The sequence below is a fragment of the Curtobacterium sp. BH-2-1-1 genome (genome assembly GCF_001806325.1).
Taxonomy (GTDB): Bacteria; Actinomycetota; Actinomycetes; order Actinomycetales; family Microbacteriaceae; genus Curtobacterium.
The window spans coordinates 477,536-502,882 of sequence record NZ_CP017580.1 but is presented as its reverse complement, the minus strand read 5'-3'; the positions used below and the strand labels follow the sequence as shown (position 1 = coordinate 502,882).

The following is a 25,347-nucleotide window of genomic DNA, read 5'->3' as shown; positions in this document are numbered from 1 at the left end:
CCGTCCGCCGCCCGCAGGCGGGTCTCAGACCTCGCGCGCCAGCAGGAAGTCGTTGATGCGCGTCGTGAGTTCCGCGTCGATCGCCCGCGCGACACCGTTCACCGACCGGATCGGCGCCGCTTGGCGCACGCTCGAGACGAGCCAGGCCGCGTCCGCCGCGTGGAAGTCGTCCAACGTGACGAGCTCGTAGGCGGTCTCGATGCCCGCTTCCTCGGCGAAGCGGAACACGTCGGCCTGCGTCGTCCCCGCGAGGATCCCGATGTCGGTGCGCGGCGTCACGAGCCGCCCACCGACGGAGAGGACGAGGTTCGCGCGCGTGCCCTCGAGCACGTAGCCGTCCGTCGAGACGAACACGGCGTCGTCCGCACCGCGTCGGCCGGCCTCGCGGAGCGCTGCCATGTTCACCGCGTACGACAGCGTCTTCGCGCCCTGCAGCAGCCACGGGGACGTCCGCTCGACGTCGTGCCGGTAGCCGCGGTCGAGCGTGACGACCGAGATGCCCTCGGTGCGTGCGGCGGTCGAGTCGCCGGACGGTGCCGCGTAGACCCACCCCGTCGGGCGGTCCGAGCCCTCGACGCCGCGGGTGAGGACGGTCTTGACGAAGGCTTCGCGGACCGGGTCGAGCCGGGCGCACACCGCCTCGATCGCCCGGCGCCAGGCGTCGGTGTCGGGTGCAGGCAGGTCGAGCATCGCGGCCGAGCGGCCGAAGCGCGCCAGGTGCGCCTCGAGCGCCTGCGGGTGGCCGTCGATCACGGTGACGGTCTCGAAGACCCCGTCGCCGCGGATGATGCCGAGGTCCTGCACCTGGACGTGCTCCTCGAGGGGCTTCGCCCACGTGAACGCGTCCGCCGCGGGGTCGTGCGGCGCGCGGTCGCGGGAGGGCTGGTTCAGGACGGCGAGCACGGTTTCGGTCATGGGGCCATCCAACCGCAGCCCGGCCGGGAACGACCTAGCCGGCTTCGGGGAGCGCGCCCATGAGCTTCCACACCGCCGGCGTCAGCTCGGGGTGCTGCAGCGCGATGCGGCGGAGCCGGTGGTACTCCTCGCCGAGGCGGGTGCCCTGCCCGGAGGCGGGGTGCATCGACCACTGCGCGCTCCGCTGCCCGATCGCGGCGTCCAGCTCGACCGCGTCGGCGCGGAGGATGAGCACGACCTGCTCGTCCACGGTGGGGAGCGTCGGCATGAACTCCCACGGGTCCTCGCCCTGGCGGCTGCGGTGCTCGACGATCATCGAGATCTCCTCGGCTGCCTCGGCGCGCAGCACTTCGAGGCTGCGCCCGGTCCTGCCCGGCTCAGCCATGGTGCCCCCGCAGCGTGCCCGCCATGGAAAAAGCCTACGCCAGAACTTCGGCCAGACTGGACGCGTGACCCCACGCGACCCGAGCAAGTCCCAGCACCCAGCCGTGGTCGTCGTCTACCTCGTGCGCGACGGCGAACAGGGCCCCGAGGTGCTCCTCGGGGAGAAGCGACGCGGCCTCGGGGCCGGCCGGCTCGTCGGACCCGGCGGCAAGCGGGAACCGGGGGAGTCCGCCGTCGAGACGGCGGTGCGTGAGGTCGCGGAAGAGGTCGGCCTGCGGATCGACGCGGCGGACCTGGAGGCGCGGGGCACGTTGGACTACCGGTTCCCGTACCGCCCGTCCTGGTCCCAGGTCTCGGACGTCTTCGTCTGCCGCCGCTGGCAGGGCAGCCCGTCGGGCAGCGACGAACTCGAACCCCGCTGGATCCCGGTCGACGCCGTGCCGTTCGACGCGATGTGGGACGACGCGAAGTACTGGTTGCCGGGCGTGCTCGGCGGGGGATCGGTGCGGGCGCGGTTCACGTTCGCCGAGGACGATGCCACGGTGTCGGGCTACACCGGCACCGGGGTGGCAGCGCCGTCGGGACCCTGACCCGACTCCGTCCCAGCGCGTCGTCCTACCGGGAGGGGGTCTGCGTGCGGGTGCTGCCGGTGCGGGCTTCCTCGGCCGCGGCGATGACCTCGGCGTCACCGCTCCGTCCGCCGAGCGGGCGCACGAAGAAGTCGATGATGCCGAACACGATCGCGCCGATCATCGCGAACATCGCCCAGCCGACGAACAGCCCGGCGACGTTGCGGCCGTCGGCGGGGGCGAGCAGCACACTCGCCGCGTAGAACCCGACCGTCAGCACGAGGAACACGACGACGACGGTGACGAGGACGCGGTGCCAGGCGATGCGCGGGTTCATGCCCCCAGGATACGCGCCGTGCGGACGCGGTCCGGGCGTCGGTCGTGTCGATGCGCGTGCACCGTGCGACACTGCGCGCGTCGATCGACTGGCACAGTGTCGAAGTGTGCACGTGCATCGGATGCGTGTGCACCGTTCGACATCGTGCCCGTCGATCGACGCGTGCGATGTCGGAACATGCACACGCACGGGCGCCGCAGGCGCGCGCGGCGCGGCGCCCGGGGGTCAGCGGTCCGCGTGCCGACCGTGCGGGCGCTCACCGGCACCGTCGGCGGCGCGACCCGTGGCGTCGGCGCGACCCGGTGCCCTGGACCCATCGGCCCGTGGGACGGGACGGGTGCGGGGGCCGGTCGCCGCGCCTCCTGGACGCTGCACCGGACCGGTGCGGTCCCCGCGGACGACGGGGATGCGACCCGTGGGCGTGGTCTCGGTCTCGAGGCCGTCGCGACCGCCCATGAAGACGTCGCCGCCGACGCGTTCGTCCTCCCAGTCGTCATCGTGGAGGACGCTCAGCGTGCCGGTCTCGGTCGAGGTGAGCCCGTGGCGCTCGAGCTCGGCGTCGCGCTGCTTGCCGAGGAACTCGCGGTTCGCGGTCTGGGCGTCCTGGAACATCGTCGTGCGGCCGGTGACGATGGCACGGATGCGTCGGCGCTCCCACCACTGCTTGCCGAAGTACATGAGGACGAGTCCGGCGCCGGCGTAGCAGGCCATCGTGATGAGGCCGCGCGAGTACGACGGGCCGACGCCGTAGATCTGGTGCTTGATCATGTCGACCATGCTCGAGCCGACGACGACGTTGTTGAGCCACGCGAACGGCTCCGGCATGAACCACTTCGGGTAGGCGCCGCCGGACGACGGCATCGACAGGAAGACGAAGCAGATCATGGCCGGCGCGGCGATGAACCGGCCGACGAAGTAGCTCAGGCCGTTGACGGCGAGGCCGATCGCGACGATCCAGCCCCAGGCGATGAGGACGAGCTCGATCCAGTGTCCGTGGATGGCGCCGACCACGGGCCCGGCGAGGGTGTTCGTGATGAGCGAGATGACCAGGCCACCGACGACGATGACGGCCATGCGCGTGCGGTGCCGGAGCGGGCCGCCCATGATGCCGATGAACATCGCGACCATGTAGCCGCCGATGCACCAGGCGAGCATGACGTACATGGCGACGGTGCCGTACTCGTCCCAGGCGGGCAGCGGAGCCAGTTCGGTCACGGTGGGGGCTGCGATCCCGATGCCGGTCAGGACGGTGCTCAGCGTCACGGGGACGAGCGAGGCGACCTGGAACTGGTGCGCGGTGGCCTTGAAGACCTCGTTCGTCGAGGGGTCGTACGCCACGGCCATGGTGCCGGCGAGCACGTCGCGCTTGGCCTGCGCGAGGGAGTCGTAGGTGTGGAAGAGGTACTCGCCCGGCAGCGCCTTCTGCATCGCGGCCACCAGGGTCGGGTCGCTGCCGACGAGTGCCACGGGGACGTCGTGCGGGTGCGGGGCGTGGAACGCGAAGACGTAGCAGAGGCAGAAGCCGACGATGAAGAACAGCGGCATCCAGAGCTGCAGGCCGATCAACTGGAGCGACGGGTGCAGCGTCCCGAACCAGCGCCGGTAGCCGCTGATGCGCTGCGGCTCCGGGACGGGTGCCTGCCGGACGCGACCGGAACCACCGGAGCCGGTGCGGGTCGGCCGGGTGCCGGCGACCGGGGCACCGCGTCGGGGCTTCGAACCACCGCGGGTGGACGGACGCGTCGTGCGCTGCTTGGGAGCGGATGGCTGCCGCGGCCCCCCGTCACGATCCGGGAGGTCGTTGTTCCTGGGGACGTCGTTCCGCGGCGTGCTCACTCGGCGATGCGCTCCTGTTCTGGGTCGGGCCGCCAGGATACGCCCGGGATCCTGGTCGCGGTCAGGACCGGCTGCGCGACGCCTGCGCCGAGTCCATCGCGAGTTCCTCGGCGTCGAGGGTCACGAGCACGCGGCGCATGACCTCCTCGTCGAGGTTGCCCTTCTCGCGTTCCTCGAGCACGATCTCGCGGCGACGGTCGAGCAGTTCCCGCCGGATGTCCTGGATCTGCGCACCCCGTAGGCGGACCGGGGCGTTGCGCTCCTCGTCCTCCTCTTCCTCGGCGTCGCGGCGGAACGTCTCCGCCTGTCGCTCGAGCCGGGCCTTGAGCCGGTTCACCACGGCGTCGACGGCCTCGTCGCCGTACTGCTTCGACCACTCCGGACGTCGCTTCTCGAGCAGCTCGATCGCGGCCTCGGTCGTGCGCTGGTTGAGGCGCATCTCGCTGCGGACGTCCTCCTCGCCCTCGGCCGGGTCCTGCACCTTGAGCGACCGGATCACGAACGGCAGGGTGAGTCCCTGGAGCAGGAGGGTCCCCACCGTCACGATGAACGCGATGATGAAGATGGTGTCCTGGGCCTTGATGTCGACCGGGTTCGCGACGACCGACACGGCCGCGGCGAGGGTCACCACGCCCCGCATGCCCGTCCACGAGATGACGGTGAGCTCGCGCCAGTTGAGCTTCGGTTCCGCCGAGCCGCGCATCCACCGCAGGGACGGGTGGCCGCGGGAGAGCCGGATGCGCAGGGGTCGGAACCACCTGCCGTTGAAGCGGTTGCGCACGTAGGACTCGAACACGAAGAGCGGCCGCACGAGGATCACCACCACGAGCACCACGGCCGCGGCGGTCAGGGTCTGCCCGAGGCTGCGCTCGCTCTCGACGAGGTCCTGCACGACGGTGTTGAGCTGGAGGCCGATCAGGGCGAAGACGAACCCCTCGAGGATGACGTCGATGCTCGTCCAGAGCGGGCGCTCCTGCAGCCGGGTCGCGTAGCCCTCCTTCGGCGAGTTGTAGCCGATGTAGAGGCCGGCGGTCACCACCGCGATCACCCCGGAGCCGGAGAGGTCCTCGGCGAGGATGTACGCGACGAACGGCAGCAGGATGCTCATGATCGTCTCGACCACCGGGTCGTTGATCCGCATCCGGATCCAGTGCACCGCGACGCCGAGGACGATGCCGACCGCCAGCCCGACGCCGATCGCGAGGCCGAAGATCCCGAGGTCCTGCCAGATCGTGAGCGAGGTGCCCGCCGCGATCAGGGTGAACACGCGCACGAGCGTCAGGGACGCAGCGTCGTTGATGAGGCTCTCGCCGGACAGCACCGTCATCACGCGGCGGGGGAGCCCGAGCTTCCGGCCGATCGCGGCGGCCGACACCGCGTCCGGCGGGGCGACGATCGCGCCGAGCAGGATCGCCGCGGGCCAGTCCATGTCGGGGATGATGATGTACGCCGCGAGGCCGACGGCCAGTGCCGTGATGATCACGAGGAAGATGCCGAGTCGACGGATCTGCTTGATCGACTGCCGGAAGCTCTGCCACGACACGTCGAGCGCCGCCGAGTAGAGCAGCGGCGGCAGGATGATCGTCAGGATGACCTCGGAGTCGATCTCGATCGGCGGGAGGCCTGGCAGGAACGACGCGGCCAGGGCGACGGCCGTCACGAGCAGTGGCGCCGGCAGTCCCTTGGCCCGAGCGAACCCCGTCACCGCGAGCGATCCGACCAACAGGATGAGGAGCTCGACGGTGTCCATGCCGTCCATTCTCCCATCGGAATGGTTCCGGATCTGAACGAGTCCGAAGGCGACATGAACAGCAGGTGTCCGACAGGGTTTGCCAGGCGGCGTCCAGCCTGGGACACTTGCCCGCGGTGGACATCACACTCATAGTCGTCCTGGTCATCGCGTTGGCCCTCTTCTTCGACTTCACAAACGGTTTTCACGACACCGCCAACGCGATGGCGACCCCGATCGCCACCGGTGCGATGAAGCCCAAGGTGGCCGTCACGGTCGCCGCGGTGCTCAACCTCGTCGGTGCGTTCCTCAGCACCGCGGTGGCGACGTCGATCTCGCACGGCCTCATCAACGAGGGGCCCGGAGGCGTGGCGATCAGCCCGGAGATGATCTTCGCCGGGCTCATCGGGGCGGTCGTCTGGAACATGATCACGTGGCTCCGCGGCCTGCCGTCGTCGTCCTCGCACGCGCTGTTCGGCGGGCTCATCGGTGCCGCGATCGTCGGTGCGGGGTTCAACGCCGTCAACTACGCGGCCCTGCTGACGGTGGTGATCATCCCCGCGTTCCTCTCGCCGGTGATCGCCGCGCTGGTCTCGTTCCTGTCCACGCGGATCGCGTACCGGATCACCCGGCGCCCGGTCTTCCCGAACGAGCGCGGCGGCTTCCGCATCGGCCAGGTCTTCACGAGCTCGATGGTGTCGCTCGCGCACGGCACGAACGACGCGCAGAAGACGATGGGCGTCATCACGCTGACCCTCATCGCCTCGGGTGCGCAGTCGTCCGAGCAGGGCGTCCAGTTCTGGGTCGTCATCGCCTGCGCCCTGGCGATCGCCCTCGGCACGTACACCGGCGGGTGGCGCATCATCCGCACGCTCGGGTCCGGCATCACCGAGATCCGCGCGACGCAGGGGTTCGCGGCCGAGGCGTCGACCGCGGCGACGATCCTCGCCTCGAGCCACCTCGGCTTCGCGCTGTCCACCACGCAGGTGTCCTCCGGATCGATCATCGGCGCCGGTCTGGGCCGCCGCGGGTCGAAGATCCAGTGGTCCACCGCCGGCAAGATCGTGATCGCCTGGTTCATCACCCTCCCGGCAGCCGCTGCCGTCGGCGCGGTCGCGTCCGGCATCGCCCGCCTCGGCGTCACGGGCCTCGTCATCGACGCGGTCGTCGGCGCCGCGGTGATCCTCGGGCTCTACTTGTGGTCGCTCCGCAAGCCGCACGAGCAGGCCGCCGCGATCGAGGTGGACGTCGCCGCCAACGCGGTGTTCACCCGCAAGGAGCTGCGTGACCTGCAGCGGAAGAAGCGCGCCGAGACCGTCGCCGCGCGTCGAGCCGAGCTGAGCCGCGAGCGCACCCTGCGCCGCATGGCCGGCCGCAAGGGAGGACGACGCTGATGAGCATCGACTGGTTCGCGTTCCTCACCGTGGCGATCGTCTCGCTCGTCGGCGCGTGCTTCGTGGTCACCGTGTACTCGATCGGCCTCCGCTTCTGGAGCGCCGCCGACACCCGCGCCGGCAAGTTCACCGTGAAGGACGACGGCACGATCGGTCCGGCGACGGTCGGGTTCCCGCACCCGTCGAACGTCACGACCGCCGTGCGCTGGTTCCGGACCCTGTCCGTCGCCTGCTTCGTCGTCTCCGGCGCGGCCGTCCTCTACGGCATCTACCTCATCGTCCCGCAGTTCCACTGACGCGTCCGGCGCCGACCGGCGTGCGTGCCCTGGGCGCGACCCCCTGACGGCCTGGAGGCACGGTGACGGCCCGCACCGCGCCTCCAGGCCGTCACCGCGCGCGTCCACGGCGCCACCCGCGACGTCCGCGCACGTCGCGACGCGCCCGCCCGGGCCGGGGCCCGGCCCCGACCGGCCGGACGGGCTACCCTCGTGGGCGTGACCGGCAACGAAGCAGCACAGACCCGTACCGAGACCGACTCCCTGGGGTCGCGTGACGTCCCAGCGGACGCGTACTGGGGCATCAACACCCTCCGCGCCCTCGAGAACTTCCCCATCACCTCGGTGCCGATCGCGGTCTACCCGGACCTCATCGAGGCCCTCGCGACCGTCAAGCAGGCGGCCGCCCGGGCGAACAAGGCGATCGGGGTGCTCGACGCCGAGCGTGCCGACGCCATCGACCGTGCCGCGCAGGAGGTCCGCGACGGCTCGCTCCGCGACCAGTTCGTCGTCGACATCGTGCAGGGCGGTGCCGGTACCTCGACGAACATGAACACGAACGAGGTGCTCGCGAACCGTGCCCTCGAGCTCCTCGGCCGCGAGAAGGGCGACTACGGGTACCTGCACCCGATCGACCACGTCAACCGCAGCCAGTCGACGAACGACACGTACCCGACGAGCATCAAGCTCGCGATGATCCTCGGCGTACGGCGGCTCGTGTCGCAGCTCGAGGCGCTGTCCGACGCGTTCGCGGAGCGCGGGCACGCCTTCCAAGACGTGCTGAAGATCGGACGCACGCAGCTGCAGGACGCGGTGCCGATGACCCTCGGGCAGGAGTTCACCGGGTTCTCGCACACCATCCAGGAGGACGTCCTCCTGCTCAAGACGGTCATGCCGCTGCTCGCCGAGACGAACCTCGGTGCGACGGCGATCGGCACGGGCATCACGGCCGACCCGCAGTACCGTGACGAGGTCCGCCGCCAGCTGCAGGTCGCGTCCGGGCTCGACATCGTGACGGCACCGGACCTCATCGAGGCGACGAGCGACGCCGGCGCGTTCATGACCCTCTCCGGCACCGTGAAGCGGAGCGCGGCGAAGCTCTCGAAGATCTGCAACGACCTGCGGCTGCTGGCCTCGGGTCCGCAGGCCGGCCTGGGGGAGATCACGCTCCCGGCACGGCAGGCGGGGTCCTCGATCATGCCGGGCAAGGTGAACCCGGTCATCCCCGAGGTCGTGAACCAGATCGCGTTCGCCGTCGTGGGAGCGGACACCACGGTCACGATGGCGGCCGAGGGCGGGCAGCTGCAGCTCAACGCGTTCGAGCCGATCATCGCCCACTCGATCCTGCAGTCGCTGCAGTGGATGGCGAGCGGGTGCGCGACGCTCCGGGTGAACTGCGTGGCCGGGATCGAGGCGAACGAGGCGAAGCTCGCAGCACAGGTGGACACGAACGTCGGCGTCGTCACCGCGCTCACGCCGTACATCGGGTACGCGGCCGCGGCGTCGATCGCGCACACGGCGTTGACGACCTCGACGCCCATCTCGACGCTCGTGACCGCGGCGGGGCTCATGGAGGAGGACCAGGTCCAGCGCGTCCTGAGCCCGGCGCGGCTGTCGGGCATCGAGCTGGCGACGGGGGCGATCCCGGTCGTCACCGAGGAGATGCTCGACCGGGCGGCGCGCGAGCGCTGACGCGCGGCGGGGTCGCGGCGCGGCGGGGTGCCTACGGCATCGGCGGCTCGCCGACCCGCACCTGCCGGGACAGGTCCCGCAGGTGTTCCGCCGCCTCGGCACGGGCGGGATCGGCGTCGTCCTCGGCCGCCCGCTGCGCCGCGATCGTCCGGACGTGGTGTGCGGCGGCGATGTCGGCGTCCCGCCACCGGGCGAGCGTGAAGTTCCGCGTGACGTCCCGCAGCGGCAGCCGGATGGACTCGTCGGCCTCGATGCCGGCGAGCAGCTGGCGCATCCGGATCACCTCGGAGTCGAGCTCACCGCCCACCACGAGCACGAAGTTCGAGATGTACAGGTACACGAGCAGCAGGATCGCGCCACCGAGCCAGCCGTACGCCTTGTTGCCGCCGCCGATCGTCTCGACGTAGAGCGAGAACCCGAGCGTCGCGAGCGCCCACGTCACGATGGCGAACCCGGCACCGGCGGACACCCACCGCAGCTGCGGCGTCTTCACGTTCGGCGTCGCGTAGTACAGCACCGCGACCATCACGACGAGGTCGGCGGCGAGGATCGGCCACTTCACCACGTTCCAGAGGTCGTCGATCCACGGCGCCCACCCGAAGGACCGGATGACCGCGGCGGAGATCGTCGGGGTGCCGAGCAGGATCACGATCGCGATCGCACCGCCGGCCATCACGAGCAGCGTGACGAGGAGCATCATGCTGCGGAACTTCCAGATGCGACGCCCCTCCTCGACCTCGTAGGCGGTGTTCATCGCCCGGCCGAACGCCGTCGCGTACCCGGAGAGCGACCACAGCGTCAGCACGACGCCGATCGCGAAGCCGAGCCACGGGTTGTCCAGGGTGAGGAGCTGCCGGAGCGGACCCTCGAGGTGCGAGGCCGTCTCGGGGCGGACGATGAACCCGAGGATCCCGATGATGTCCTCGAGGCTGTCGCCCTGCCGGTCCACGATCGACAGGGCCGACACCACGGTCAGCGTCGTCGGGAACACCGTGAGCAGCGCGAAGAACGTCAGCGACGCCGCCGCGTCGACGACGCGGTGCCGGATGACCGAGTGGTAGGTGCGCCGGACCACGGCGCGGACTCCCGTCCGCTGGAGGTCGCGCGATGCGCTGTCCGGCATGCGTTGTACGGTACCCGACACCTGCGGGCCAGGAGGCGCGGTGGCGGCCCGCACCGCGCCTCCCGTCCGGTCGACGGTCGCGTCCGGCGGCCGCTCCGCTCGTCAGTTCGCGTGCGGGTGCCGTGCGTCGTACCGGCGGAAGGACGGCACCGCGCGGAGGAGCAGCGCGACCAGGCCGATGATCAGCACGCCGCCGATGATCGGCGGGTACGCGATGCCGGCGGCGACCACCAGCCCCGCGTAGAGGTCGCCCAGCCGCGGTCCACCGGTGACGACGACGATGAAGATGCCCTGCAGGCGTCCGCGCAAGCCGTCCGGGGAGGCGGCCTGCAGGATCGTGTTCCGGAACACCGAGCTGACGTTGTCCGCGCCGCCGGCCGCCGCGAGGAAGAGTGCCGCGAGGCCGAGCGCGGGCAGGATGCCGGTGCTGAACGCGTCGCCCTCGCGGCCGCCGAGCGCGTGGGCGCAGGCGATGACCACGCCGAACGCCGCGATCGCGCCACCGTAGGCGGTGATCGCCCAGCCGACCGCCTCGCCCTGGCGGCGGACGTGTCCGAGCGGACCGGAGAAGACGCTCGAGAGCAGGGCTCCGATCGCGTACGCCGCGGTGAGGGTGCCGACGGTGATCGACCCGCCGCCGATCACGAGCGCACCGATCGCGGGGAAGAGCACGCGGGGCTGCCCGAACGTCATCGCGACGATGTCGAGCACGAACGTCATGGTGATGTTCCGCGACCGTCGGAGGAACCGCGCCCCCTCGACGAGCGAGCTGAGCCCCGGACGGAGCGCGTCCCGGTCGGCGGCCATCCGCGGCAGGGTGAACACCCCGAGGAACGCGAACGTGAACAGGACCACGTCGATCGTGTACGTCGGGGCGAAGCCGACGGCCGCGATGAGCACACCTGCGACCGCGGGACCCACCGTGACCTGGAACCCCGAGGCGATGCCGCCGAGGGCGCTCGCCGCCGGCAGCAGGTCCGTGCCCACGAGCCGGGGCACGATCGCGGAGCGGGACGCGTTGCTCACGGTCGCGGCGACGGCGTTGACCGTGGCGAGGACGTAGAGCAGGGCGACGCTGTGCAGTCCGAGCCAGGCGTGCGTGGCGATCAGGGCCACGGCGGCCCAGGCGATCACGGCGGACACGAGTGCGACGGTGCGCCGGTCGAACGCGTCGGCGAGCATCCCGCCGTAGAGGCCGGCGACGATCATCGGCAGGAGCGCGATCACGCCGACGAGGGCGACCGCGAAGGTGGAGCCGGTGATGTCGTAGACCTCGAGGCCGACGGCGACGGTGGTCATCTGCGTGCCGATGCCGGCGATGGCGGTGCCGAGCCAGAGCCGGGCGAACGCGGGGGAGCGGCGGAGCGGGGTGAGGTCGGCGAGGAGACGGCGTCGGCGCTCGCCGGTCGGTGTGGATGATGTCACGGTGGAACCATTCTGGGGGCTGCGGCGCCGTCCGTGGACGTGCGGGGCCGTGTCCGCGCTCTCTGGTTGACTGGCGGGCATGACTGACCTGAACAGCAAGCCCGAGTTCGACGCCCCCGAGGGCCCCGCCCCCACCGAGCTCGTCATCACCGACATCGTCGAGGGCTCCGGCGACGTGGCCTCCGCCGGGTCGACCGTCAAGGTGCACTACGCCGGCGTCGAGTACGAGACCGGCGAGGAGTTCGACAGCTCGTGGAACCGCGGCGAGCCGATCGACTTCCCGCTCGCCGCCCTGGTGCGCGGCTGGCAGGAGGGCATCCCCGGTATGAAGGTCGGCGGGCGCCGCAAGCTCGTCGTCCCGCCGGAGCTCGCCTACGGCCCCGCCGGCGGCGGCCACTTCCTGTCCGGCAAGACCCTGATCTTCGTCATCGACCTGCTCGGGGTCCGCTGATGCAGGTCGGCGCACCGACCATCGAGCTGAACGACGGACACCGGTTCCCGGAGCTCGGCCTCGGCACCTACGGGCTGAACGGCGACGAGGGCGCGGCGGCCGTCGGGACGGCGATCGCGGGCGGCTACCGGCTGCTCGACACCGCGCTCAACTACGGCAACGAGGACGCCGTCGGCAAGGCCGTCCGCGAGTCCGAGGTGGCACGCGAGGACCTCGTCGTCACGTCGAAGCTCCCCGGCCGCCACCACGGCTACGACGAGGCGCACCGCTCGATCGACGAGACCCTCGGCAACCTGGGCCTCGACTCGGTCGACCTGTACCTGATCCACTGGCCGAACCCGTCGGTGGACAAGTTCGTCGACACCTGGAAGGCCTTCGTCGACCTCCGCGACAGCGGCAAGGTCCGCTCGATCGGCGTCTCGAACTTCACCCCGGAGCACCTGCGTCGCATCGTGGACGCCACTGGTGTCGCCCCGGCCGTGAACCAGGTCGAGCTGCACCCGTACTTCCCGCAGGGCGAACTGCGGAAGGTGCACCAGGAGCTCGGCATCGTCACCGAGAGCTGGAGCCCCCTCGCGAAGCGGTCGGAACTCCTCACGGAGCAGCCGATCGTCGACGCCGCCGCCGCGCACGGGGTCACCCCCGGGCAGGTCGTGCTCCGCTGGCACGTCCAGATCGGTGCCGTCCCGGTGCCGAAGTCCGGCGACGCGGCCCGGCAGCGCGAGAACCTCGACGTCTTCGGCTTCGAGCTGACCGACGCCGAGGTCGCGGCGATCTCCGGCCTCGAGCGCGGACGCCTCTGGGACGGCGACCCGGACACGCACGAAGAGATGTAGGAAGCCTCACTTCGGGATGGGGGGACTACACTGGGTTCCCCTGTCCCGAAGGGTTGTGTGTGTCAGAACCGACCGAGATCGACCGCGAGCGCGGCTACGTGGACGGCCTGTTCGGCCGTCTCGACGAGCTGACCGCCGAGGCCGAGCAGCGTCTCGCCGAAACCCGCCGTCAAGCGGTCGGCGGGAACCACCAGAGCCGCAGTGAACGCGATGCGTACGCCCGGCTCTACGAGGACACCATCGCGACGCTCGAGCGCGTCGGCGACCGCCTGGTCTTCGGGCGGCTCGAGGTGTCCGAGCCGGACAGCGACGAGGACTCGTTCCGCTACATCGGTCGCGTGGGCCTGCGGGACCGCGACCACCGACCGCTCCTGCTCGACTGGCGCGTCCCCGGTGCCAGCGCCTTCTACCAGGCGACCGCCGCGCACCCGATGGGCATGCGCGCCCGCCGGCACCTGACCCTCGACGGCCGCAGCGTCGTCGGCATCGAGGACGAGGTCTTCGACGCCACGCTCTACGACGACGAGCGCACGCACCTGCAGGGCGAGGGCGCGCTCCTCGCCGCGGTCACCGCCGAGCGCACCGGCCGGATGACGGACATCGTCGCGACGATCCAGGGCGAGCAGGACCGGATCATCCGCTCCCCGCTCGAGGGCGTCCTCATCGTCCAGGGCGGCCCCGGCACGGGCAAGACCGCCGTGGCCCTGCACCGTGCGGCCTACCTGCTGTACTCGTACCGCGAGCGGCTCCGGGGGTCCGGCGTGCTCATGGTCGGCCCGTCGCCGGCGTTCCTGACCTACATCGAGCAGGTGCTCCCGTCGCTCGGCGAGACCGGCGTGGTGATGGCCTCGCTCGGCTCGCTCTACCCGGGCGTGCACGCGACGAAGCACGACCAGCGCGACGTCGCCGCGGTGAAGGGCTCGGCCGAGATGGCGCAGCTGCTCCGTCGCGCGGTGCGGTCCCGCCAGGTCGTCCCGACCGAGTCGGTCACGCTCGACGTCGAGGGGGAGCGGCTCGTCGTGCCGCCCGAGCTCGTCGCCGACGCCATGAAGCGCGCGCAGGACCGCGGGAAGCCCCACAACGCCGCCCGCGTCACGTTCAACAAGACCGCGCTCGACGCGATGACGCGGTTGCTCGCCGAGCAGCTCCGCCAGCGCGGGACCACCGTCGACGAGGCGGACGAGAAGGTCCTGCGCGAGGACATCCGGTCGTCGTACGACGCCCGCGTGCTCCTCAACACCGCGTGGCTGCCGCTGCCGCCGGAGAAGCTCCTCGAGGACCTGTACGCCCGGCCGAACTGGCTCGCCTCGCTCACCCCCCACTGGACCCCGGAGCGCCGGGCCCTGCTGCTGCGTGAGCGGGGAGCCGCGTTCACGGTCGAGGACGTCCCGCTCCTCGACGAGGCCGCCGAGCTCCTCGGCCCGTTCGACCCGACCGGCGGGGCCGCAAAGCGCGCGGCGAAGGCCAGCCGCAACCGCGACATCGAGAACGCCCGCCAGGCCATCGAGAACATGGGCGTCGAGGGCATCGTCACCGCCGAGCAGGTCGCCGGCTCCTTCGCCGAGGGCGGCGACCCCCGCTCCACCGCCGAGCGCGCCGCCGAGGACCGCGAGTGGACCTACGGCCACATCGTCGTCGACGAGGCGCAGGAGCTCTCCCCGATGCAGTGGCGGGTGCTCGCCCGCCGGAACCCGCTCCGCTCGTTCACGATCGTGGGGGACATGGCGCAGGGGTCCTCGCCCGGGGCCGCCCGCACGTGGGACGACGTCGTCGGCGCCCTCGCCCGCCGTCGTCGGGGCCGCGCGCCCCAGGTGCCGATCGAGCACCGCGTCGAGGAACTCACGGTGAACTACCGCACGCCGCGCTCGATCGTCGAGGCCGCCGGGGCCTTCGCGGACGCCGCCGGCCTCGCGGTGACCCGGACCGAGGCCGTCCGCGACGGCGACCCCGTGGTGCGCGTCACGTCCAGCCGGGCCGAGGTGCTCGACACGGTCGCCGCGATCGTCGGCAGCGAGCGGGAGCACATCGGCGCCGGCACGATCGGCGTCATCGTGCCCGAGGCCGACGTGGACGCGGTCCGCGAGCGGTTGGCCCGGACCGAGGTGGACGTCCGGTCGCTCGGGTCACCCCGGCCGGGGTCCGTCACGGTGCTCACGGGTGCCGATGCGAAGGGCCTCGAGTTCGACGGCGTGCTGTTGGTCGACCCGGAGCGGGTCGGTGCGGACGCGGCGCGTGCGGCTGCTGCCGTGTACGTCGCCATGACGCGCCCGACGCGCCGCCTGACCGTCGTCGACGTCGCCTGAGCGCCGCGCGCGTCACTTCGTGAGCGCCGCGCGCGTCACTTTGTGAGCAGGAATGGTCGGGTGCGCGCGGGCGACCCGACCGTTACTGCTCACGAAGCGAGCGCACGAGCGCACGGGCGCACGCGCGGGCGCACGGGAGGCGCGGCGCACCTCCGTCAGGTCGGGGTGCCCTCGGCCCGCACGCGCGTCACGAGCGCCGCCCACGGGCCGTCGAGGCGGGTGCCGGGGATCGTGACCGTCGTCCGTTCGACGGTGATCGTCCACGTGAAGTCGTCGCGGACGCCCGGCGCAGGGGCTCTCGGGGCGTCGCGGGGCAGGGCACCGACGAGCTCCGACCACCCGCCCTGGTCGTCGCAGGCATCGGTGTCGACGCGCCAGCCCCTGGTGGTGCCGGCGATGCCCCCACTGCGGCGGACGTCGATGTGCATGCCCCCGACGGTACGCCGGCAGCCCGGCTCAGTCGAGCACGCCGACCGTGCGCCAGGCGTCCTGCACCGCGGTGTGCTGCGCCGACCCGTCCCCGAAGCGCGTGCGTGCGGCGTCGACGGTGACGGTGGCGAACCCGGCGAAGTCGATCGAGGCGGTGACGGCGTCGGACGTGAGGGCGTCCCACCAGACGGCTCCGGCGCCTTCCCACGCGTTGCCGCCGATCGCCGTGGCGGCCAGGTAGAAGGCGTGGTTCGGGATGCCGGAGTTCGTGTGCACGCCGCCGGAGTCCTCGGTGGTGTCGACGTACCCGGCCATCGTCGCGGGCTGCGGGTCCTTGCCGAGCGCCGGGTCGTCGTAGGCGGTGCCCGGAGCCCGCATCGACCGCAGCGCGACGCCGTGCACGGCCGGGGTGAAGAGCCCCTCGCCGATGAGCCACGACGCCTGGTCGGCGCTCTGGCGTCGGGCGTACTGGGCGACGAGCGAGCCGAAGACGTCGCTGATCGACTCGTTCAGCGCCCCGGACTGCCCCTCGTACGTGAGGTCGGCGGTGTACTGGGTCACGCCGTGCGCGAGTTCGTGGCCGATGACGTCGACCGCGATCGTGAAGCGGTTGAAGACCTCGCCGTCGCCGTCGCCGAACACCATCCGGCTGCCGTCCCAGTAGGCGTTGTCGTAGTCCTGCCCGTAGTGCACCGTGGCGTCGAGGGGGAGGCCTGCGCCGTCGATCGACACCCGGCCGAAGACCTCGAGCCAGAAGGCGTGGGTGTCGCCGAGGCCCGTGTACGCCTCGTCCACCGCGGGGTCGCCGGAGTCCGGGTCGCCCTCGCGCCGGACCGGGGTCCCCGGGAGCGTGGTGCTGCCGTGCGCGTCGGAGATGGTCCGCTGCGGCGACCGGTCGACCGTGCCGCTCACGCCCTGCGGACGGACCCGGTGCTCGTGCTTCGGACGCTGGACGGTGTCGAGCGACGCCAGCGCCGTCCGTGCCGCCGAGGCCGCGCGTGGGAAGCCCTGGGCGTCGGCGACGGCGCGGAGCAGGTAGGGCGGGACGACGGATCGGATGCGGTCGGTCGGGGTCATGGCGTCATGCAACCACCGGGCACCGACACCGCGGTCAGTCCTGCTTGCGGTTCTCCACGAGCCCGAGGGCGTACGACTCCCACCACTGTCCGGCGGCCGGCCCGCCGTTGCAGGTGCCGTCGCTCAGCCCCGGCGTCTTCACCCACAGCAGCGCGTCGAGCCGGGTGGAACCGCGGGTGACGTGCGGGGCCTGGCCGAGGCCGGCGCCGTCCGGGTTGCACCACGTGCCGCGCCAACCCTGACCGTTGCGCGAGACGTCGATGACGAAGTGCGGGTCGCCGCCGATCGCGTCCGCGAGCCGGTCGGCGTAGGCGCGTTCCTGGTCGACCCGGTAGAAGTTCGAGACGTTCGTGAAGAAGCCCTGCACCCGGTCGACCCCGGCCTCGCGCAGCCACTTCGCCATCGTCGCCGTCGGCACGCGGTTCTCGTTCCCGCCGTCGAGGTACACGGTGAGGCCGTGGCCGCTGAGCTCGTCGACGGCCTTGCGGATCAGGGGCAGGCGGTCCTGCTCGAGGCGCTTGCACACCTGGATCTGGGCGATGGCGTCCGGCTCGACGAGCACGACGGCCCGGGAACCCGCCATGGCCCGCACCGCCGACCGGACCCACGGCAGGTACTCGTCCGCGGCGGTCCCGCCCTTGGAGTAGCTGCCGCAGTCGCGGTCCGGGACGTTGTAGAGGACGAACACCGGTGTCTTCCGCTGCCGCTCGGCGCTGCGGACGACGTCCCGGATGGTCTGACGCGTCTCGGACACCGAGGTGTTCGTCAGCCAGGTGGCGATCGGCTCGTCCGCGATGATGGCGATCTTCCGGGCCGTGGTGTCGTCGCCGTCGGCACGCGCCTCGGACTCCCGCTTGCCGGGTTGGTTCTCGGCCTCGGGCTGCTCCGCGAGGCCGCCGGGGAACGCCTCGGACGCCGTCTTCCGCTCGGCGACCTGCCTGCCGGTGGGCTCGGTGCCGCGGGGGAGCACCAGCACGAGCGTCACGACGAGCGCGGCGACGACGACCGCGGCGAGCCCGATCCACGTCCACTGACGACGGCCGGGGCTGCGGCGTCCACGGGTTCCCTCGAGACTCGGCATGCGCCCATGCTCGCAGGTGCGACCCCGGCGTGCCCAGGCCCGGCCCGTCCCGCCGGGCGTTCACCCAGCGTCGCCGCCGCTTCTTGCCAGGACCGTGTCCCAGACTGGCCGGATGTTCCGGAAGCTCCTCCTCCTCGCCCTGACCGCGGCGTACGCCTGGGTGATCTGGCGGATGACGCTGACCCCGCAGGTCTTCTCGGCGGCGCAGAACTCCCTCGTCCTGCACGCGATCGCCTGGGTGCAGCAGCTCCCGCACGGCACGTGGTTCAGCTACGACCGCGTGGAGTTCCTCGCCAACATCGCGATGTTCGTGCCCGTGGGGATGCTCGCCGCGCTGTGGCTCCCGCGCCGGTGGTGGATCCTCGGTGCGGTCGTCGCGGTCGTGCTCTCCACCGGCATCGAGTTCGCGCAGGCGACCTACCTGCCCTACCGCGTGGCCGATCCGCGCGACGTCCTGTCGAACGGCCTCGGCGGTCTGCTCGGCGCGACGCTCGTCGGCCTCGTCCGGAGCCTCTTGCCGGCACCGCGTCGGCGTCGGCTGCGCGCCAGGACCGTCTAGCGATCTGGTAGTCTTGCGCGGTTGCCGTCGAACGGCCGCGGACAAAGAGCGCTCGTGCATCAGGCACGGGCACCGCGCAACGGACTGAAAGGGGATCTACGCATGGCACTTGACGCGAAGGTCAAGCAGGAGATCATCGAAGAGTACGCGACCCACCCGGGCGACACCGGTTCCCCCGAGGTCCAGGTCGCCGTTCTGACGCGTCGTATCAACGACCTGAACGAGCACCTCAAGGAGCACAAGCACGACCACCACTCGCGTCGTGGTCTGCTGCTCATGGTCGGTCAGCGTCGCCGTCTCCTCGGTTACCTCTCCGACGTCGACATCGCCCGCTACCGTGCGCTCATCGAGCGTCTCGGCCTGCGTCGCTAGTCGACCGACCCACGGCTTGACCGAACGCCCCGGCCCTCACACGAGGACCGGGGCGTTCTCCGTTCCCCCGGGAATGGTTGCGGGGGACGTGCGGTTGGATACGATGTTCATGCAAACGCATCGAAAGTCGGGACTCACCATGACCACCATCGCCGTCGTCTCCGCCGGGCTCTCCGAGCCCAGCTCCACCCGCCTGCTCGCCGACCGCCTGGGCGAGGCCACGATCGCGGCGCTCGCCGCACCGAGCCCGTCCGGCCTGCCAGGAGGCGCGGCGCACGTCCTGCACGTCGACCTGCGTCCGCTGGCGCACGAGATCACCGACGCGATGCTCACCGGGTTCGCCGCACCGGCGCTGTCCGCCGCGATGGCGACGGTCGTCGAGGCCGACGCCGTGGTGTTCGTCACGCCGATCTTCACCGCCGGCGTGAGCGGTCTCGCGAAGTCGTTCCTCGACGTGCTCGACAAGGACTCGCTCGCCGACATGCCGGTCCTGCTCGGAGCCACCGGCGGCACCGCACGACACTCGCTCGCGATCGAGCACGCGCTGCGTCCGGTGTTCGCGTACCTCCGCGCCGCGGTCGTCCCCACCGGTGTGTTCGCCGCCACCGACGACTGGGGGAGCGAGGGCGACTCGGCCGCACTGGACGGTCGCATCCGCCGGGCCGGTGAGGACCTGGCCTGGGCGATCCGCGCCTCCCGTCGGACCCCGCAGGAAGCCGACGCGCTCCCCGAGACGGCGGACTTCGCGTCCCTGCTCGGTGGGCTCGGTCACTCGGCCGTGCGCTCTTAGGCCGCCCACAGCGGTCGTCGGGCGGGGGTGCAGCCCCTGCCCGGCCCGCTCACCGGTGGGCTCGGGAACCTCGTCGTGACGACGGATCGTGACGACGAGGAGGACCGATGGACACCAGGGGCAACGGCCGGCGACCCGGCTGGACGACGAGTGCGCTCGTCAGCGTGGGCGGGCTCGTGGTCGCGGCGCTGACCGGGGCCGGGGTGTGGTTCGGGCACGAGCAGGCCACGACGGGCTCGGCCGAATCGTCGACGAGTGACGCCGGGACCTCGTCCGACGCCGGGACCTCGTCCGACGCCGGGACCGCGACCGACTCCGGGACCTCGTCCGACACCGGGAGCTCGACCGACGCCGGGACCTCGACCGACCAGGGCGTGAGCCAGGGCACGACCGGCGGCTCCGGCGCCACCGACGCGACCACGACGGGATCGTGACCGTGCGTGCCGCAGCCGAGTGGGACCTCTGGACCACCACCGCCCGTGTCGTCCTCGACCACCGTGACCGCCGCCACCTCGCCGCCGCACGGGCGTGCGTCGTCGAGGTCACCGCCGCCGTCGACGCGGCGTGCAGCCGCTTCCGCAGCGACTCCGAGCTCGTCGCCCGCGCAGCCGACCTGGTGCGCGGCGCCGAGGTCTCCCCGCTCCTCGCCGCACTCGTGCACCACGCGCTCGACGCCGCACGCGCCTCCGACGGCGACGTCGACCCGACCCTCGGCGCCCGCATGGCGTCGCTGGGCTACGACGCCGCGTTCGCCGACGCCGCACCCGTGCCGACGCCCGAGGCCGTGGCCCGAACGCTCGACGGCCGCCCGGCGTGGCAGCGGGTCCTGCTGTCCGGCACCTTCCTGCGCGTGCCCGAGGGCGTCACGCTCGACCTCGGTGCCACCGCCAAGGCCGCCGCTGCCGACATGGCCGCGGCGAGCATCACCGCCCGCCTCGGCATCGGCGCGCTCGTCTCGCTCGGCGGGGACGTGGCGACGGCCGGGCCCGACCCGTCCGGCGGCTGGCAGGTCCGGGTGCAGGACCTCGACGACGACCCCGCCGACCAGGTGCGGATCGCCTCCGGCTGGTCCGTCGCGACCTCGAGCACCCGGAAGCGGCGGTGGGAGCAGGACGGCCACGCCCGGCACCACATCCTCGACCCGCGGTGGGGGCTGCCGGCCGAGCCGGTCTGGCGCTCGGTGACCGTCGTCGCGCCGTCGTGCGTCACGGCGAACACGATGACGACCGCCGCGGTCGTCCGCGGACACGGTGCCACCGAGATGCTCCGGCGGAGCGGCCGCGCGGCACGCCTGGTCGCTGCGGACGGCACCGTCGTCCGGATCGGGGGCTGGCCCGCCGACGACGGCTGATCAGTACCAGTGCGGGTTGACGCTCATCTCGTGGTTCCACGCCCCGCACGGCGAGCCGTAGGCGTCGTGGATGTAGGCGAGGCCCCAGTTGATCTGGGTCGCCGCGTTCGTCCGCCAGTCCGCGCCGGCGACGGACATCTTCTCCGCCGGGAGCGACTGGGGGATGCCGTACGCACCGCTCGAGACGTTCAGGGCGTTCGCACGCCAGCCGGACTCCTGCGTCCACAGGGACACCAGGCACGAGAACTGGTCCGACCCCCACCCGTACGACCCGATGGCGCTGCGGGCGTACGCCTGGGCACCCGCCGGGTCGACCACGACGCCGCCCGTGCTCGGGTAGGACGAACCGCCGCCGCTCGTCGACGGGACGGTGGGGCTCGGTGCCGCGTCGGCTGCTGCCGCCGCGGCCGCCTCCTCGCGCTTCCGCTGCTGTTCGGCCTTCTGTGCCGCGACCTGCACGCCGAGCTGGTAGCGCTGCTCGGTCTTCGCGGTGGTGTCCTTGAGCGACGCCAGCTGGGCGTAGAGCTCGTCGCTGTGCTGCTGCGTGTCGTCGACCGCGGCGTCGGCAGCGGCCTCGGCGTCCTTCGCCGCGCTCGCCTTCGTCTCGGCGGCGTCGGCCAGGTCGGCGCGTTCGTCCTCGGCGCGGGTGGCCTGGTCGTGCAGCGAGGACGCGGTCCTCGCGGCGACCGAGGCGTCGTCCATCACGCCGGCCCACGTCGACGACAGCTGGTCGAGCGCGCCGAGCTGGTACAGCAGCTGGGAGGGGTCCTTCGCCGTCGCGATGCGCGTGGTCATCTGGCTCGAGCTGCCGTCGCGGTAGAGGTTCGCGGCGAGCTGGCCGGCGCGCTGTTGGGCGCGGTCCGCCGTCTTCGCCGCCTGGTCCGCCTGGGTCTGGAGGCTCGTGGCGGCCTGGGTGGCCGACGCCAGTGCCGACTCGGCCGCGTCCGCACGCTGGGACGCTACGAGCGCGGCCTGCGACTTCACGGCTGCGGCCTGCTGGGCGGACTCCAGCGCCGCCTGGACCCTGGCGACCTCGGCCTTCTTGGTCTGCTCGTTGCCCTTCGCGTGCTCGACGTCCTGCCAGCTCGGGTACTCCGTCGCGTTCGCCGGGACAGCGGTGACGACGGGGGCGACGAGCGCGCCGACGACCACTGCGGCCGCGACGAACCAGCCCCGGGAGGGGGTGAGGCGCATGGCAGCAGGCTAGCGAGGACACTCCGGTTCGCCGTGAGCCTCGCCGCCGAATCCCTGAGGACTGGTAAAGTCCATCACGTCCAGGGACCGTTTCCCCGGGCGTTACGACAAACACTGCGCAGGCCGGGCACGGAGCTGGTCATCGGTGGTGGCTCGCGGGCCGGACGGTTTCCCGAGTGCTTCTACTGCTGGCCAGACATGCGTCCCGATCCCTTCGGCGCGCACGCACCATCGGGTGCCGTGGCCCCAGCCTGCCGAACACATCAAGGAGGCACCCTTTTGGAGGGTCCCGAGATCAAGTTCGCCGAAGCCGTTCTCGACAACGGCAAGTACGGCAAGCGCACCGTCCGGTTCGAGACCGGTCGGCTCGCACAGCAGGCGCAGGGCGCTGTCGCCGCGTACCTCGACGAGGACACCATGCTCCTCTCGGCCACCAGCGCCGGCAAGCACCCGCGTGAAGGGTTCGACTTCTTCCCGCTGACCGTCGACGTCGAGGAGCGCTCGTACGCCGCCGGCAAGATCCCCGGTTCGTTCTTCCGTCGTGAAGGCCGTCCCAGCACCGAGGCGATCCTCGTCTGCCGCCTCATCGACCGGCCGCTGCGCCCGTCGTTCGTCGACGGCCTCCGCAACGAGGTCCAGATCGTCATCACCGTCCTGAGCATCGCTCCGGACGAGTTCTACGACGCGCTCGCGATCAACGCCGCGTCCGCGTCGACGCAGATCTCGGGTCTGCCGTTCTCCGGCCCGATCGCCGGTGTGCGCCTCGCGCTCATCGGTGACCAGTGGGTCGCGTTCCCGAAGGCGTCGCAGCTCGCCGAGGCCGTCTTCGACCTCACCGTCGCTGGACGTGTCGTCACGGACGAGGCCGGCAACGAGGACGTCGCCATCATGATGGTCGAGGCCGAGGCCACCGAGCACAGCTGGGACCTCATCCAGGGCGGCGCGACCAAGCCCGACGAGGCCGTCGTCGCGCAGGGGCTCGAGGCGGCGAAGCCGTTCCTCAAGCAGCTCGTCGAGGCGCAGGCGAAGATGGCCGCCCAGTCGGCCAAGGAGATCCAGGACTACCCGGTCTTCCCGCCGTACGCCCCCGAGGTCTACGACGCGGTCGAGGCCATCGCGCTGTCCGAGCTCGGCGACGTCTACAAGATCGCCGGCAAGCTCGAGCGTCAGGACGCCGACGACGCCCTGAAGGCCCGCGTCAAGGAGGCCATCGCCGCCAAGGTGACGGCCGGCGAGCTCCCCGAGAGCGCCAACGGCCAGGTCAGCGGTGCCTACAAGTCGGTCACGAAGAAGGTCGTCCGCGGCCGGATCCTGACCGAGCAGATCCGCATGGACGGTCGCGGCCTCGCCGACATCCGTCCGCTCGACGCCGAGGTCGCCGTGATCCCGCGCGTCCACGGTTCGGCGATCTTCCAGCGCGGCGAGACCCAGATCCTGGGCGTCACCACGCTGAACATGCTCAAGATGGAGCAGCAGATCGACTCGCTGTCGCCCGTCACGAAGAAGCGCTACCTGCACCACTACAACTTCCCGCCGTACTCGACGGGTGAGACCGGTCGTGTCGGTTCGCCGAAGCGTCGCGAGATCGGGCACGGCTTCCTCGCCGAGCGCGCCCTCGTGCCGGTGCTGCCGTCGCGCGAGGAGTTCCCCTACGCCATCCGTCAGGTGTCCGAGGCCCTCGGCTCCAACGGTTCGACGTCGATGGGTTCCGTCTGCGCCTCGACCCTGTCGCTCCTCAACGCCGGTGTGCCCCTCAAGGCCCCGGTCGCGGGCATCGCGATGGGCCTCGTCTCCGACACCGTCGACGGCCAGACCCGCTACGCGGCGCTGACCGACATCCTCGGTGCCGAAGACGCGCTCGGCGACATGGACTTCAAGGTCGCCGGCACCTCGGACTTCGTCACGGCCATCCAGCTGGACACGAAGCTCGACGGCATCCCGTCGTCGGTCCTCGACGCCGCGCTCAAGCAGGCCAAGGAGGCTCGCTCGGCCATCCTCGGTGTGCTGAACGAGGCGATCGACGCCCCCGACGAGATGGCGGACACCGCTCCTCGTGTCATCTCGGTGCAGATCCCCGTCGACAAGATCGGCGAGCTGATCGGCCCGAAGGGCAAGACGATCAACGGCATCCAGGACGAGACCGGCGCCGACATCTCGATCGAGGACGACGGCACCGTGTACATCGGCGCCGTCGACGGTCCGTCGGCCGAGGCCGCTCGCGCCCAGGTCAACGCGATCGCGAACCCGACGAACCCGGAGATCGGGGACCAGTTCCTCGGCACGGTCGTCAAGATCGCCACGTTCGGTGCGTTCGTGTCGCTGCTCCCGGGCCGCGACGGTCTGCTCCACGTCTCCGAGGTGCGCAAGCTCGCCGGTGGCAAGCGTGTGGAGAACGTCGAGGACGTCCTCGGCGTCGGCCAGAAGATCCTGGTCGAGGTCACCAAGGTGGACGACCGCGGCAAGCTGTCGCTCGCACCGGTCGTCGCCGACGAGGTGGACACCGAGGGCCGCAAGGGACACGAGTCCCATGCCGAGGCCCCGGCCGAGGGCTGATCCCTCCCGCGTCCTGACGCACGAACGGCCGCCGTCCCTTCCGGGGCGGCGGCCGTTCGCCGTTGCGGGACTACGCGGCGGGGGTCTCCTGCGTGCCGACGAGCTGCGCGCGGCCGAGCAGGTGCTCGCGGAGCACGAAGCCGACCACCGCGGGCGTCGCGTCCGCGGGCGCCTCGAGGACGGGCACATCGAGCGCGCTCAGCGTGAAGAAGTACCGGTGCGGCCCGTGCCCGGCGGGCGGTGCCGCGCCGAGGAACGTGTCCGTGCCGAACTCGTTGCGGCGGCGCAGCGCCTCGGCGGGGAGCAGCGCGTCGTCGGTCCCGGCACCGGCCGGCAGCGAGGTCGCCGACGCCGGGACGTCCGTGAGGCTCCAGTGCCAGAACCCGGACCCCGTCGGGGCATCGGGGTCGTACACCGTGAGCACGAAGCTCTGCGTGCCCTCCGGAGCGCCGGACCACTCGAGCGCGGGGGAGCGGTCCTCGCCGCCGGCGTCGGTGCCGCGGGCGGACGTCGGGAGCACGCCGCCCTCGGTGAAGTCGGGGCTGGTCAGGGTGAAGGTCGGGACCTCGGGGAGGTTCCAGTTGGGGTCGTTGGCCATGTCCCCAGCCAACACCCGCGTGCTCGGATGTCGCTCGGTGCCGACCGGCGGACGGGAGGCGCGGTGCGGGGCCG

The 25,347-nt window shown here is 71.8% G+C and carries 25 protein-coding genes; 13 read left to right on the top strand and 12 right to left on the bottom strand.

What is annotated here, in order from left to right; all coding sequences use genetic code 11:
• Positions 1-24: 24 nt before the first annotated feature.
• Positions 25-915: an aminodeoxychorismate lyase gene (locus tag BJK06_RS02290; protein ID WP_070416535.1), complete on the bottom strand. Its 891-nt coding sequence runs from the start codon at positions 913-915 to the stop codon at positions 25-27.
• 34 nt (positions 916-949) lie between these two features.
• A complete protein-coding gene (locus BJK06_RS02285; protein WP_070416534.1) occupies positions 950-1,300 on the bottom strand; it encodes a tryptophan synthase subunit alpha in 351 nt (116 codons plus the stop codon).
• 64 nt (positions 1,301-1,364) lie between these two features.
• Between BJK06_RS02285 and BJK06_RS02280 the strand changes: the two genes are divergently transcribed.
• Positions 1,365-1,889, top strand: coding sequence for an 8-oxo-dGTP diphosphatase (locus tag BJK06_RS02280; RefSeq protein WP_181015131.1), 525 nt, complete (start codon positions 1,365-1,367; stop codon positions 1,887-1,889).
• Between the two features lie 25 nt (positions 1,890-1,914).
• On the opposite strand, the gene BJK06_RS02275 is transcribed toward BJK06_RS02280, so the two are convergent.
• The 3 genes from BJK06_RS02275 to BJK06_RS02265 form a co-directional block, all read right to left on the bottom strand.
• Entirely contained in the window at positions 1,915-2,205 is a 291-nt protein-coding gene (locus BJK06_RS02275; protein WP_070416533.1) for a hypothetical protein, read from the bottom strand.
• A 225-nt stretch (positions 2,206-2,430) separates the two neighbouring features.
• Positions 2,431-4,041, bottom strand: coding sequence for an ABC transporter permease (locus BJK06_RS02270; protein ID WP_070416532.1), 1,611 nt, complete (start codon positions 4,039-4,041; stop codon positions 2,431-2,433).
• A gap of 61 nt (positions 4,042-4,102) precedes the next feature.
• Positions 4,103-5,791, bottom strand: coding sequence for a sodium:proton antiporter (locus BJK06_RS02265; RefSeq protein WP_070416531.1), 1,689 nt, complete (start codon positions 5,789-5,791; stop codon positions 4,103-4,105).
• A gap of 116 nt (positions 5,792-5,907) precedes the next feature.
• On the opposite strand from BJK06_RS02265, the gene BJK06_RS02260 reads away from it, so the two are divergent.
• The 3 genes from BJK06_RS02260 to BJK06_RS02250 all read left to right on the top strand — a co-directional run bounded on the left by BJK06_RS02260 (position 5,908) and on the right by BJK06_RS02250 (position 9,131).
• Complete coding sequence (locus BJK06_RS02260) at positions 5,908-7,164, top strand: inorganic phosphate transporter (RefSeq protein WP_083294992.1); 1,257 nt, start codon at positions 5,908-5,910, stop codon at positions 7,162-7,164.
• Entirely contained in the window at positions 7,164-7,460 is a 297-nt protein-coding gene (locus tag BJK06_RS02255) for a hypothetical protein (RefSeq protein WP_070416529.1), read from the top strand. The genes BJK06_RS02260 and BJK06_RS02255 overlap by 1 nt, the downstream gene beginning before the upstream one ends.
• Before the next feature lie 198 nt (positions 7,461-7,658).
• Positions 7,659-9,131 carry an aspartate ammonia-lyase gene (locus BJK06_RS02250; RefSeq protein ID WP_070419138.1) on the top strand — a complete coding sequence of 491 codons (1,473 nt, stop codon included), beginning with the start codon at positions 7,659-7,661 and terminating at the stop codon, positions 9,129-9,131.
• A gap of 31 nt (positions 9,132-9,162) precedes the next feature.
• On the opposite strand, the gene BJK06_RS02245 is transcribed toward BJK06_RS02250, so the two are convergent.
• Positions 9,163-10,254, bottom strand: coding sequence for a YihY/virulence factor BrkB family protein (locus BJK06_RS02245; RefSeq protein WP_070416528.1), 1,092 nt, complete (start codon positions 10,252-10,254; stop codon positions 9,163-9,165).
• 102 nt (positions 10,255-10,356) lie between these two features.
• Entirely contained in the window at positions 10,357-11,679 is a 1,323-nt protein-coding gene (locus BJK06_RS02240) for an MFS transporter (RefSeq protein WP_083294991.1), read from the bottom strand.
• A gap of 79 nt (positions 11,680-11,758) precedes the next feature.
• Here BJK06_RS02240 and BJK06_RS02235 point away from each other — a divergent pair, with 79 nt between their 5' ends.
• From BJK06_RS02235 to BJK06_RS02225, 3 genes are read left to right on the top strand one after another with little or no spacing between them, the layout of a single operon-like run.
• Positions 11,759-12,130, top strand: a complete 372-nt coding sequence (locus BJK06_RS02235; RefSeq protein WP_092094011.1) for an FKBP-type peptidyl-prolyl cis-trans isomerase — start codon at positions 11,759-11,761, stop codon at positions 12,128-12,130.
• Positions 12,130-12,966, top strand: a complete 837-nt coding sequence (locus BJK06_RS02230; protein WP_070416527.1) for an aldo/keto reductase — start codon at positions 12,130-12,132, stop codon at positions 12,964-12,966. The genes BJK06_RS02235 and BJK06_RS02230 overlap by 1 nt, the downstream gene beginning before the upstream one ends.
• Before the next feature lie 59 nt (positions 12,967-13,025).
• A complete protein-coding gene (locus tag BJK06_RS02225) occupies positions 13,026-15,269 on the top strand; it encodes an ATP-binding domain-containing protein (RefSeq protein WP_175473609.1) in 2,244 nt (747 codons plus the stop codon).
• A 155-nt stretch (positions 15,270-15,424) separates the two neighbouring features.
• Here BJK06_RS02225 and BJK06_RS02220 read toward each other — a convergent pair whose 3' ends face one another.
• Genes BJK06_RS02220 through BJK06_RS02210 form a run of 3 tightly spaced genes read right to left on the bottom strand, consistent with a single transcriptional unit; the run spans position 15,425 to position 17,856 of the window.
• Entirely contained in the window at positions 15,425-15,697 is a 273-nt protein-coding gene (locus BJK06_RS02220) for a protealysin inhibitor emfourin (RefSeq protein ID WP_070416525.1), read from the bottom strand.
• 28 nt (positions 15,698-15,725) lie between these two features.
• Entirely contained in the window at positions 15,726-16,775 is a 1,050-nt protein-coding gene (locus tag BJK06_RS02215; protein ID WP_070416524.1) for a M4 family metallopeptidase, read from the bottom strand.
• Between the two features lie 34 nt (positions 16,776-16,809).
• Positions 16,810-17,856 carry a glycoside hydrolase family 6 protein gene (locus BJK06_RS02210; RefSeq protein WP_083294990.1) on the bottom strand — a complete coding sequence of 349 codons (1,047 nt, stop codon included), beginning with the start codon at positions 17,854-17,856 and terminating at the stop codon, positions 16,810-16,812.
• Between the two features lie 112 nt (positions 17,857-17,968).
• Between BJK06_RS02210 and BJK06_RS02205 the strand changes: the two genes are divergently transcribed.
• From BJK06_RS02205 to BJK06_RS02185, 5 genes are all read left to right on the top strand, one after another.
• Positions 17,969-18,415, top strand: coding sequence for a VanZ family protein (locus BJK06_RS02205; protein ID WP_175473608.1), 447 nt, complete (start codon positions 17,969-17,971; stop codon positions 18,413-18,415).
• A gap of 102 nt (positions 18,416-18,517) precedes the next feature.
• Positions 18,518-18,787 (top strand): 30S ribosomal protein S15, encoded by a 270-nt coding sequence (rpsO, locus tag BJK06_RS02200; RefSeq protein WP_070416523.1) that lies wholly within the window; start codon positions 18,518-18,520, stop codon positions 18,785-18,787.
• A 139-nt stretch (positions 18,788-18,926) separates the two neighbouring features.
• A complete protein-coding gene (locus BJK06_RS02195) occupies positions 18,927-19,577 on the top strand; it encodes a CE1759 family FMN reductase (RefSeq protein ID WP_070416522.1) in 651 nt (216 codons plus the stop codon).
• A gap of 107 nt (positions 19,578-19,684) precedes the next feature.
• Positions 19,685-20,011 (top strand): hypothetical protein, encoded by a 327-nt coding sequence (locus BJK06_RS02190; protein ID WP_070416521.1) that lies wholly within the window; start codon positions 19,685-19,687, stop codon positions 20,009-20,011.
• Positions 20,008-20,928, top strand: a complete 921-nt coding sequence (locus BJK06_RS02185) for an FAD:protein FMN transferase (RefSeq protein WP_219810649.1) — start codon at positions 20,008-20,010, stop codon at positions 20,926-20,928. Before BJK06_RS02190 ends, BJK06_RS02185 begins: the two co-directional genes overlap by 4 nt.
• Here the strand turns inward: BJK06_RS02185 and BJK06_RS02180 are convergent, their stop codons facing one another.
• Entirely contained in the window at positions 20,929-22,122 is a 1,194-nt protein-coding gene (locus BJK06_RS02180; RefSeq protein WP_070416519.1) for a hypothetical protein, read from the bottom strand.
• A gap of 279 nt (positions 22,123-22,401) precedes the next feature.
• On the opposite strand from BJK06_RS02180, the gene BJK06_RS02175 reads away from it, so the two are divergent.
• Positions 22,402-24,675 (top strand): polyribonucleotide nucleotidyltransferase, encoded by a 2,274-nt coding sequence (locus BJK06_RS02175; RefSeq protein WP_070416518.1) that lies wholly within the window; start codon positions 22,402-22,404, stop codon positions 24,673-24,675.
• Positions 24,676-24,745: 70 nt separating this feature from the next.
• Here BJK06_RS02175 and BJK06_RS02170 read toward each other — a convergent pair whose 3' ends face one another.
• The gene (locus BJK06_RS02170; RefSeq protein ID WP_070416517.1) at positions 24,746-25,273 is read right to left on the bottom strand and encodes a YbhB/YbcL family Raf kinase inhibitor-like protein; all 528 of its coding nucleotides are present in this window, start codon (positions 25,271-25,273) and stop codon (positions 24,746-24,748) included.
• Between the last annotated feature and the right edge of the window lie 74 nt (positions 25,274-25,347).

What these genes read in the sequence shown, in the direction of transcription:
- BJK06_RS02205 (WP_175473608.1), top strand. Translation starts at nt 17,969, where the DNA reads ATGTTCCGGAAGCTCCTCCTCCTCGCCCTGACCGCGGCGTACGCCTGG.
- BJK06_RS02265 (WP_070416531.1), bottom strand. Translation starts at nt 5,791, where the DNA reads ATGGACACCGTCGAGCTCCTCATCCTGTTGGTCGGATCGCTCGCGGTG.
- BJK06_RS02170 (WP_070416517.1), bottom strand. Translation starts at nt 25,273, where the DNA reads ATGGCCAACGACCCCAACTGGAACCTCCCCGAGGTCCCGACCTTCACC.
- BJK06_RS02290 (WP_070416535.1), bottom strand. Translation starts at nt 915, where the DNA reads ATGACCGAAACCGTGCTCGCCGTCCTGAACCAGCCCTCCCGCGACCGC.
- BJK06_RS02275 (WP_070416533.1), bottom strand. Translation starts at nt 2,205, where the DNA reads ATGAACCCGCGCATCGCCTGGCACCGCGTCCTCGTCACCGTCGTCGTC.
- BJK06_RS02285 (WP_070416534.1), bottom strand. Translation starts at nt 1,300, where the DNA reads ATGGCTGAGCCGGGCAGGACCGGGCGCAGCCTCGAAGTGCTGCGCGCC.
- BJK06_RS02180 (WP_070416519.1), bottom strand. Translation starts at nt 22,122, where the DNA reads ATGCGCCTCACCCCCTCCCGGGGCTGGTTCGTCGCGGCCGCAGTGGTC.
- BJK06_RS02255 (WP_070416529.1), top strand. Translation starts at nt 7,164, where the DNA reads ATGAGCATCGACTGGTTCGCGTTCCTCACCGTGGCGATCGTCTCGCTC.
- rpsO (WP_070416523.1), top strand. Translation starts at nt 18,518, where the DNA reads ATGGCACTTGACGCGAAGGTCAAGCAGGAGATCATCGAAGAGTACGCG.
- BJK06_RS02230 (WP_070416527.1), top strand. Translation starts at nt 12,130, where the DNA reads ATGCAGGTCGGCGCACCGACCATCGAGCTGAACGACGGACACCGGTTC.
- BJK06_RS02245 (WP_070416528.1), bottom strand. Translation starts at nt 10,254, where the DNA reads ATGCCGGACAGCGCATCGCGCGACCTCCAGCGGACGGGAGTCCGCGCC.
- BJK06_RS02195 (WP_070416522.1), top strand. Translation starts at nt 18,927, where the DNA reads ATGACCACCATCGCCGTCGTCTCCGCCGGGCTCTCCGAGCCCAGCTCC.
- BJK06_RS02215 (WP_070416524.1), bottom strand. Translation starts at nt 16,775, where the DNA reads ATGACCCCGACCGACCGCATCCGATCCGTCGTCCCGCCCTACCTGCTC.
- BJK06_RS02190 (WP_070416521.1), top strand. Translation starts at nt 19,685, where the DNA reads ATGGACACCAGGGGCAACGGCCGGCGACCCGGCTGGACGACGAGTGCG.
- BJK06_RS02210 (WP_083294990.1), bottom strand. Translation starts at nt 17,856, where the DNA reads ATGCCGAGTCTCGAGGGAACCCGTGGACGCCGCAGCCCCGGCCGTCGT.
- BJK06_RS02235 (WP_092094011.1), top strand. Translation starts at nt 11,759, where the DNA reads ATGACTGACCTGAACAGCAAGCCCGAGTTCGACGCCCCCGAGGGCCCC.
- BJK06_RS02220 (WP_070416525.1), bottom strand. Translation starts at nt 15,697, where the DNA reads ATGCACATCGACGTCCGCCGCAGTGGGGGCATCGCCGGCACCACCAGG.